Source organism: Blastocatellia bacterium (assembly GCA_025054955.1).
Classification (GTDB): domain Bacteria; phylum Acidobacteriota; class Blastocatellia; order HR10; family J050; genus JANWZE01.
The window spans coordinates 22512-32328 of record JANWZE010000118.1; the positions used below are offsets into that span (position 1 = coordinate 22512).

6 protein-coding genes are annotated in these 9817 nt (G+C 56.7%); 2 read left to right on the forward strand and 4 right to left on the reverse strand.

Annotated elements, in window-relative coordinates:
* Positions 1–98: 98 nt before the first annotated feature.
* Positions 99–2240 (reverse strand): NHL repeat-containing protein, encoded by a 2142-nt coding sequence (locus tag NZ823_15195; GenBank protein MCS6806475.1) that lies wholly within the window; start codon positions 2238–2240, stop codon positions 99–101.
* Positions 2241–2368: 128 nt separating this feature from the next.
* Complete coding sequence (amrS, locus tag NZ823_15200; protein MCS6806476.1) at positions 2369–3427, reverse strand: AmmeMemoRadiSam system radical SAM enzyme; 1059 nt, start codon at positions 3425–3427, stop codon at positions 2369–2371.
* 119 nt (positions 3428–3546) lie between these two features.
* On the opposite strand from amrS, the gene NZ823_15205 reads away from it, so the two are divergent.
* Positions 3547–5844: a UvrD-helicase domain-containing protein gene (locus NZ823_15205; protein MCS6806477.1), complete on the forward strand. Its 2298-nt coding sequence runs from the start codon at positions 3547–3549 to the stop codon at positions 5842–5844.
* Between the two features lie 250 nt (positions 5845–6094).
* Here the strand turns inward: NZ823_15205 and NZ823_15210 are convergent, their stop codons facing one another.
* Complete coding sequence (locus tag NZ823_15210; GenBank protein MCS6806478.1) at positions 6095–6952, reverse strand: alpha/beta hydrolase; 858 nt, start codon at positions 6950–6952, stop codon at positions 6095–6097.
* Between the two features lie 112 nt (positions 6953–7064).
* Here NZ823_15210 and NZ823_15215 point away from each other — a divergent pair, with 112 nt between their 5' ends.
* Positions 7065–8120 carry a class I fructose-bisphosphate aldolase gene (locus NZ823_15215; GenBank protein MCS6806479.1) on the forward strand — a complete coding sequence of 352 codons (1056 nt, stop codon included), beginning with the start codon at positions 7065–7067 and terminating at the stop codon, positions 8118–8120.
* A gap of 299 nt (positions 8121–8419) precedes the next feature.
* On the opposite strand, the gene NZ823_15220 is transcribed toward NZ823_15215, so the two are convergent.
* A complete protein-coding gene (locus tag NZ823_15220) occupies positions 8420–9619 on the reverse strand; it encodes a M24 family metallopeptidase (GenBank protein MCS6806480.1) in 1200 nt (399 codons plus the stop codon).
* Positions 9620–9817: the final 198 nt, after the last annotated feature.

The window sequence follows — 9817 nt, forward strand, 5'->3', positions numbered from 1 at the left end:
TTGTAGCGGGTCAAACCATTTGACGGATCGCATCGGCGCGGCTGGTCTGAGCTAAGGCTGCGTCCATCGGTGAAGCGCTCTTGCATCCATTAGCGGCTTCACTTTGACGGCTCCACCACCACAGGCCATTGCCGCACACATTGATTGCCTGCGTAGTCTTGGACAATGACCTTCAATTGGTACAGTCCCGGAGCCAGTTGTGATGTTCGCAATACGCCGTCTTGCGCGCGCCCGTCGCGGACGCGGTTGGTCACAATGTAGCGAAATCTGGTTGGCGTGCCATAGGCGCTCACGCCGCTGCCGGGCGCGTAGACCAGCAACACACTCTCATCATCCGGCGGCAGGCGGTTGAACTGCAGATTGATGAGCGGTTGCTCAAACCCGCTCAGTGGCGCGCCGGCGTCAGTCAATATCTGGTAGCCAGCCTTATACACACCGAGTTTGCGGTGACGCGCGTTGCCGTCCATGCGATCATAGGCCGTGACGACAATATCCACGTCGCCAGAGAGCGCCAGCCGGCCGTCGCGCGTGGCTGTCAACGGCTGCCCGTTGGCGCCGAGCACCTCCAGGCCGTTCGGCTCAATGATAGGAGCGACGGTGTCTTTTAACGCAATGAACGGAAATTGCAACGGATTGGCCGGCGCGTATCGTGGGCCAAAGCTCAGGTGCAGATGGTAAAGCCGGTTGATCGTGCCGATGAGATCGCCAACGTTAAATCGCGTGCCACGGCGCACGCGGACGCCGCTGAGTTGACCAGCTTCATCGAACCGAGGCAAAAACCTAGCAGAGGAGAGCAGTCGCCCATCAGCGTCGCGTCCGACAAAAATGTGAATGTAGCTCATCAACCCAAGCCGAATGCCTTCGTGACTTTCATCAAAGCCCCACGCCGGCAGCGGATCGCTCACTTTCTCGTTCAGCACGCAGACAACCGGTTCACCCCAGTTGCCGCGAATGTCCAAACCACTGTGCAGGTGATCGAGCGCCACGTGATTGGGCGCGCCACGCGCTTCGCCCATGACGCCTGTGATCTCGTGCCACCGATCGGGCGGATTCAACGGCCAAGGAAACGTCGCGCCGACATTGAGCATGGCCGCGCTGATGCGAGGCAACACGGCGTCAGTCGGCGCCGCCACCGGTTCCGTCGGCGGCTGAATATAGAGCGGCAGCGCCTCAGTCTGCTCAGCCGTTGGCGCTACCGGCGTCACTCGTCGGATCACATAATTCTGCGTGTCAGCGACAACAACATGACCTCGACGATCCACAGCACATCCAGTTGGACGGCCAAATCGCGCTCGCCTGCCTATGCCGTCCGCAAATCCCGCGCGCCCGCCAGCAAACAAATGAACTTCCCCTTCCGGCGTGATGCGATGCACACCCTCGGAATCACTGACAAACAAAAATCTATCATGCGTGACGGCAATGCCAATAGGCGCATGCAGCGTGCCGCCAGGCACGATAGTCACGACTTCGCCTTGAAGCGTAATCTTACGTATCGCGTCATTACCTGTATCGGCGACAAACACATTGCCTTCGCTATCTACGGCCACACCGCAGGGCGTATCAAACAACGCTGCTGTTGCCGGGCCATCCTGCAAGCCGGGCCGCCGGGCGCCAGCCAGCGTGCTGACTTGTCCGTCAGGTGAAATCCTTCGAATACAATCATTGTAGCTGTCGGCAACAATGATCGAACCGTCGTCACTGACCGCGATGCCGATTGGCCCATCAAATTGCGCCTGGAGCGCCGGGCCATCTCGATGGCCGCGCGCGCCCTGGCCAGCTAGCGTGCTGACCTGTCCCTGAGGCGTGAGTCGTCGAATCCGGTTGTTAGCCGTATCAGCGATGAAGATATTCCCGTTGGCGTCCAGCGCAACACCTGACGGCGTATTGAACGCCGCGGCCGTGGCCTGACCATCGGCGTATCCTTCACGCGAGCCGGCCAGCGTTTCAACGTGCCCCCGCGGGGTGATGCGTCGGATGCGGTTACTATCGCCGCCATCGGCGACGATCACGTTGCCATTAGCGTCAATGGCGACGCCAAATGGATCACTGAATCGCGCTGCTGGCGCCGGGCCGTCATCAACACCGCCAATCCCATCGCCCGCCAGCGTCGTGACGTGGCCGACTGCTCTCGGATCAGTCGGAACATAGCGGCGGCTGAGCCAATACAGAGCGCCGACTGTCACGAGGAGCACAATCACCATGACCATGATGTCTTTTTTCATCACGGTTTGTTCTACCACACAGCGTTAACATTGCAAACGCTCGACGAGTATCAACCTTCCTGAAAAAAATCGGGTATTATGCCCCTGGCTCCTGGCTCTCGACCCATGCTGGCCTTTACGCGGACTATTGGTACTGCAAGCGCCTCCTAATCATCCCAGCGGCCGGGGATCGGCGTATGGCATTTGGGACAAGCGCCAGCCGTGATGTTATTCTGCAAAACGCGAAAACCAACGCGCTCGATCAGCAACGCATGACACTGCGGGCAATAGGTATTCTCCAGCGTCCCAAGACGGCCGGGCAAGTTGCCGGCATAAACGTAGCGCAAGCCTTCGTTCTGTCCAATTTCAGCCGCGCGGATCAAGGTGCTGGCTGGCGTATTGTCGGGATCAGTCATCTTGTAGTCTTTATGAAATGCGGTTACATGCCAGGGAATGTCAGGCGACACAGAGACGATAAATTGGGCTATGTCGCGCAGCTCTTCATCGGAATCGTTGTAACCGGGAACGACCAGCGTGACAATCTCCAGCCAGAAGCCGCGCGCATACACCATCTGGATGGTATCCAGGACGTTTTGCAGCACACCACCGAGTCGGCGATAACTGCGGTCGCGGAATGCTTTCAGATCAATTTTGTACAAGTCCGTCCATGGACGAATGTAATCGAGGACTTCAGGCGTCGCGTTGCCATTGGAGACGTAGCCGGTAATGAAGCCGTGTTCTTTGGCTTGCTTGAAGATGGTCACTGCCCACTCGCTGGTGATGAGCGGCTCGTTATAGCTACTGACCACCAGCTTGGCTTTGTAGCGCCGAGCTGCTGCGATGATCCGTTCTGGCGTCACCTGCTGAGGCAGGGAGACGGCGCGCGGATCACGTAGCGATTGGCTGGTGATCCAATTTTGACAATACGCGCAGTGCAGGTCGCAGCCGAGCATGCCGAATGTCAACGCCAGCGAGCCGGGGTAGACATGGAAAAATGGCTTTTTCTCCGTCGGATCGCACGCGATCGTGCCGACGTAACCGGCTGGCACGTACAACACGCCACCCTCGTTGTACCGCACGCGACAGATGCCGTCCAGTCCTGGCAAGATCACACAACGATGACCGCAGGCGTAGCAACGCACTTTTTGATCGGGGAGCTTTTCGTAAAGTTCGCCCTCGCGAGCGAAAGTCTTTAAGACATCCTTCAGCGTCATCGTCTCGGCCATGATGGTTGCTCCCATGTTCGTAGCTAATTATCTTCTGCGCTGGCCGGTGACGCAATCCTCATTTTGTCAATGACCGATTGCTGATCAGCCAATCTTTGCCTACACTGTGCCCCTCGCTGATGAACTACCTGACGCTACTGAACGAACGTCAACGTCAAGCCGTGACCAACACTGGAGGACCGCTGTTGGTGGTGGCTGGCGCCGGCTCAGGCAAGACGCGCGTCATTGCCTATCGAATCGCTTACTTAATTGACCATCTCGGCATTGAACCGTCTCGCATCCTGGCAGTCACGTTCACTAACAAAGCAGCCGATGAGATGCGCCACCGCGTCGAACAAATCCTCGAAGGCCGGCTGTCCGGGCAACCATGGGTTTCCACGTTTCATAGTTTTTGCGTCAGATTGCTGCGCCAGCATCTGGACGGCACCGAGGGGTACACACCTCATTTTTCTATCTACGACGACGATGATAGTCAGCGGGTCATCAAGGCCGCGATCGCCGATCTGGAGATTGATGAACAGATACTCTCACTGCGCGCCATTCAAGCCGCCATCAGTCACGCGAAAAGCCGTGGCATGCAAGCGGCCGATTACCAAGTTGCCCACGGCAGTGACGCGCGAAAGGCGGTCGTGGCCAAAGTCTTTCAGCTTTATGAACAGCGCCTGCGCGCAGCCAATGCGCTTGACTTTGATGACCTGCTGCTGAAGACAGTCCAATTGCTGCGCCGTGACAAGGCCCTTCGCGAGCACTACAACGAGCGATTTCAACATATCCTCGTGGATGAATATCAAGACATCAATCGTCCCCAATTTAACTTAATCCGACTGCTCACCGAGAAGCAGCAGAATCTTTGTGTCGTCGGCGACCCGGATCAGAGTATCTACAAGTTTCGCGGCGCTGACATTCAGAACATCATAGATTTTCAGGCGCATTATCCCACGGCGACCGTCATTACGTTGGATCAAAACTACCGCTCCACCCAGCGCATCTTGCGTGTCGCCAATCACGTCATCCGCCATAATCGGCAGCGTCCGGACAAATCGCTCCGCACAGAGAATGAGGATGGGCCGCGCGTCGCTTATTATCATGCCTTCAACGGCGAAGAGGAGGCTTGGTTCGTCGCGCGAACGATCAAGCAGCACCTTGAGCAACCGCAGGACGGTTCCAAGTGCCGAGTGGCTGTGCTGTATCGCACAAACGCGCAGTCTCGCTTGTTTGAGGAAGCCTGTCGGCGTGAACAAATCAGATTCAACATCGTGGGTGGTTTCTCATTCTATAAGCGAGCCGAAGTCAGAGATGTTGTCGCCTACGTCAAAGCGGCCCTCAATGCTCGTGATGACGAAAGCCTGCGCCGCATCATCAACACGCCGCCGCGCGGCATCGGTCAAAAGACCCTTGAGGCTATTGACGCGGTGGCCCGCCAGCGCAATCTCTCGTTGTGGGACACGCTGACGCTGATGCTGGCTCAACAAAAGCTGCCAGCTCGAAGCCTGCAACCGCTACAAGCCTTTCACGAGTTGATCGAACATCTAGCGTCCCTGGCGCGCACGGGCTCGACCTCGGCTGTGATCAGAGCAGCCATGGAAGAAACCGGGTATGTTCGCGCGCTGAAGCAAAAATCGTTGTCCGCTGCCGATGCGTTGGACGCGGAGAACCGATTGCTCAACCTTGAAGAATTATTGAGCGCAGCCACTGAAGCGGAAGAGCGCGGCGAATCACTGCGCGACTTCATTGACCATGCGGCGCTGGTTTCCGATGCCGACGACTACGAGCCCGATGCGTCGGTCACACTGATGACGATGCACAGCGCCAAAGGACTTGAGTTCAACGTCGTTTTCATTGTCGGGTTGGAAAACGGATTGTTTCCACACGCGCGCTCGACGGACGATCCGGCAGAGTTAGAGGAAGAGCGCCGATTGTGCTATGTGGCAATCACGCGCGCGCAGCAGCAGCTTTATGTCACGCACGCTCGGTCACGTCGCTTGCGCGGCGAGGAGATTTCCTGCGAACCATCGCTGTTCCTCCAAGAGATGCCGCTGGATGAGCTGGAGGACCTCTCCAACGGACCAAGTTGGCTGCAAACGTGCGCTCCGCCGACGCGATCACACATAGCGGCCGTCACAACCAAACCAACACGGCCGTTTCAAGGAAAGACCTACAACTCGGTGGAGAGCCTACAGGGATTCTTCAAGCAAAAAGGTATCAATGTGAACATCGAAAAACCGGCGTCGCGCAAAACGGCAGCGGGTCAACAGAGCGGGCTGGCAGTCGGGTCTCGTGTGCGCCATCCCAAGTATGGCGTCGGGCAAGTGATTCACTGCGAAGATCAAGGCGACGATGTCAAACTCACGATCCGGTTTCCTGGTTTCGGTGACCGCAAGATGCTACAACGGCTGGCTCAATTGGAAAAATTATAAGAGCGACGAATGGGATGAGCCCAAGAGGTCATTGAGGCAGTCCACGCCAGACACCTGAGTCGTTCTCTTCTCTGTTTCATCGCTCTCGCCAAACAAACATCTGAGTCGTCCCCTTCTCTCATCGCTCTCACACCAATGCGTTTGAAAGCGCCGGTTCAGGTGCTCGTGGCCGCTCGTCGCGCTGAGCTTTACCAAGCCCACATTCCGCAATCGGCATCAGCCTGGTTGTGCCGCTCCTGCTTGCTTGCTCTCATGATGACGGCAGTTGCTCAATGAATTGGCGAATCTTGCTATAGTAAGCCTCGCCGCCGACCAGAAACGGATCGTTATGCGTGGCGCCGGGCATGGAATAAAACTCTTTCGGCTCATTAGCCGCGTCGAACAGTTTTCGACCCAGCTCATAAGGAATCACTTCATCGTGCGTGCCGTGAATGATCAGCACCGGCACATGCACCTGTTTGATCTTGGTGGCTGAATCAAAGCGAACACCGATGAAGTAGTGAACCGGCAGAAAAGAAAAGAGGCTTTTGGCAACATCCTTGGCCGAGCTGAACGAGGATTCAATAATCAATCCAGCGCAGGGCCGCGCCACTGCCAGATCAACGACCACGGCTCCGCCCAAACTTTGACCGTACAGCACCAGTTGCTTGGCGTTGACTTGCTTTTCTGCAACCAGGTAGTCATAGGCTGCCCGCGCATCTTGGTACAGTCCGTCTTCGTCGGGTGAGCCGTCGCTGCGGCCATAGCCGCGATAGCTCAGAATGAAGATGTTCACTCTGACACGCTCATGCAGCATCTTCAATTGGTCGAGTCGGTGCGAGATATTGCCAGCATTGCCGTGACACCACAAGAGTGTATGTTGTGCGCCTTCGTAAGGCGCATACCAGCCGTGCAACTTGACGCCATCCGATGTGGTGAAGAAGCAATCTTGGACGGCGATTCCCCGTTGAGCCGGCTGCCAAAATCCTTCAGGGTACTTGGTGGGAAAGAAAATCATTGAAGGCTCCATTACTCGTAGTCCCAACAGGAAGGCGAGCAGCATCGCCAGCGCCGTCACGAAGAAACGCGCGCCGGCTGATGCGGTCACTGCCGGTCGCTGTTTGATCACGCCCAGAGCTTAGCGGGGCTTGCCACAAGCGTCAACTTTCATCGTTGACCCCAATGCAACCGAACCTCTACAATTGCCACTCCATATCATTGCCCTAAGGAGGAGCGGCGTTATGTCCATTGATCAGATTCGAGAAGCTCTCGGCGACCAAGCCGGTTATCTGCTGGATCACACCTGTCAGACAATTCCCAAAGAATCTCTGCATCTGCCCGGCCCCGACTTTGTTGATCGCGTGTTAACCGCGTCAGACCGACCGCCGGCAGTATTGAGGAACCTACAACTTTTGTTCAACACAGGACGACTGGCCGGCACCGGCTACCTTTCGATCCTGCCTGTGGATCAAGGGGTGGAGCATTCTGGCGCGGCATCGTTTGCCCCGAATCCAATGTATTTCGATCCGGAGAACATCGTCCGGCTCGGTATCGAAGGCGGCTGTAACGCGGTCGCTTCAACGCTCGGCGTCTTGGGCGCGGTGGCGCGAAAGTATGCCCACAAAATTCCGTTCATTGTGAAAATCAATCACAACGAGATGCTCTCCTATCCCAACAGCTACGATCAGACGCTGTTTGCCAGTGTTCGGCAGGCCTTTGAGATGGGTGCCGTCGCCGTGGGCGCGACGGTCTATTTCGGTTCAGCCGAATCGCGCCGACAGATCATGGAGATCAGCGAAGCCTTTGAAGAAGCCCATTCGCTTGGTCTCGTCACAATTCTGTGGTGCTATCTGCGCAATGCGGCCTTCAAAACCAAAGAAGCGGATTATCACACGGCGGCTGATTTGACGGGACAGGCTAATCATCTGGGCGTCACCATTCAGGCTGACATCGTCAAGCAGAAATTACCTGAATGCAACGGCGGCTACACGGCGCTGAAGTTCGGGCACACGAATGCGAAAGTCTACAGCGAGCTGACCTCCGACCACCCGATTGATCTGACGCGCTATCAGGTGGCCAATTGCTTCATGGGGCGTGTGGGCTTGATCAATTCCGGCGGCGCGTCGGGCAAGAATGATTATGCCGATGCTGTCAAAACAGCGGTCATCAACAAGCGCGCCGGCGGCATGGGATTGATCTCCGGGCGGAAGACATTCCAGAAGCCGCTCAGCGAAGGTGTGAAGCTGTTTGAAGCGATTCAGAGCGTCTATCTGTGCAAAGACGTGACGATTGCTTGAGCTGATGCGCCGATCCCATCGGCACGCGCACTGATGCCGGAAGGTCACAGCGTCGCCGCTGCGGAGTGTGAGCTAAGTACCGTGATAAACGTTCGGGGCGTTTTTGGAGTGCTGCGACGTGTCGCCGCTTTGACCGGAACGCGGTGACACGTCACCACACTCCAAAACGCCCCGTCCTCCCCAAATGTCGCAGAACGTTTGTCCACCTTTAATTGCATTTAGCCTGGGGGCCTCGCATCTGGCAGGCGCCGGTACGTTGGAAGCATGCGCTCCCAGAGTAAAATCATTCGCAAACCGCTCTAAGCAAGAATTGGCACGACGGCTGTTTGAATCGGTTCGGCCGTGACCACAACCTCGCTCTCCGTCACATAGACATCCACTTCGCTGCGCACGCCGAAATCACCTTGCAGGTAGATGCCCGGCTCGATCGAAAAGGCTGTGCGCGGTACGATCAGGCGATTGTCGCGCGTTTCCAGATTATCAATGTTGGCGCCATTGCCGTGTACCTCTTTGCCAATCGAGTGGCCGGTGCGATGAATGAACTGATCGCCGTAGCCGGCCTGTCGAATCACCGCGCGCGCCACATCGTCAACTTCCCAACCGTGGAAGGCTCGTCCGGCCTGCACGCAGTCACGCACGAAGGCAATGGCTGCGTCGCGCGCATCGCGGACGATATTAAAAATGTGGGTATATCGCTCAGGCACGCGCTCTCCGACGTAACCTGTCCATGTGTAATCCGTGTAGACAGCCTCCGGGTCAGCCTTGAGTTTTGCCCAGTAATCAATGAGCACAAAGTCGCCGCGTTGAATCGGCCATGAATGCTCAGCCGTTGGGCCGTAATGCGGATTCGCAGCATGAGCGTTGACGGCGACAATCGGCGGATGATCGGCCGTCAATCCGTGCTGCTCAAAGAGCGAGACGATGAATTGCTGAATCTCATATTCGGTCGTCGGGATGTCGCTCGTGATACGACGTCCGATTTCGGCAAAAGCTTGATCAATAATTTGGCGCATGATCCTGGCTGCTGTGTAATGCGTTTGCAATTGACTATCCGACCATACAGCCTCGAATCGTTGCACTAAATTGGCTGAGGTGACGACCTCGACGCCGAAGCTACGCAGCAGTTCCACGGTGCCAGCGTCCACACGGGAGACGTAAGGAATATCGTTGTTGGGCGAGTACTGCATCGCAATGGTCTTATGTGGACCGACCGTCTCGCGCAGGTACTCGTGTAGTTGCTGCCATGGCAAATAGATTCGTTTCTTGCCTGGGAGCGAATCCAGATACTCGCGTTCAATGGAATGCACAATTTTTACCGGCTCGCCCTCGGCAGGGACGAAATAGAACCAGCGGCGTGTGCCGAATTTCGTTTCATCGAGCCGCAAAATGCGATAGGCAAGCGGGTCGCTTTGACGAAAATCGTAAAACAACCAGCCGCCGATTCCCTCGGCTTGTAGCGCCTGTTGAATCATCGTGACTACGTTGTTATTGGCTTGCATAGGTTCTCCAGCAGAAAGAGATGTGCCCTCAGGTGACTGCATCGGTGGCGGCGTGCAGATTCACGGCTTGAATCGCAAGCCGGTCAACACGACTTGCGCGGCTGCCGGGACCGAGCCTGCCGGGATGCTATCCACGTTCACCCGCACCAGCATGGATTCGCCCGGCGCCAGTTGCCGACGCACGCGCGGGACAGGCCG

Coding starts and splice junctions, on each gene's coding strand:
- amrS (MCS6806476.1), bottom strand. CDS start 3,427: ATGGCCGAGACGATGACGCTGAAGGATGTCTTAAAGACTTTCGCTCGC.
- NZ823_15205 (MCS6806477.1), top strand. CDS start 3,547: ATGAACTACCTGACGCTACTGAACGAACGTCAACGTCAAGCCGTGACC.
- NZ823_15220 (MCS6806480.1), bottom strand. CDS start 9,619: ATGCAAGCCAATAACAACGTAGTCACGATGATTCAACAGGCGCTACAA.
- NZ823_15215 (MCS6806479.1), top strand. CDS start 7,065: ATGTCCATTGATCAGATTCGAGAAGCTCTCGGCGACCAAGCCGGTTAT.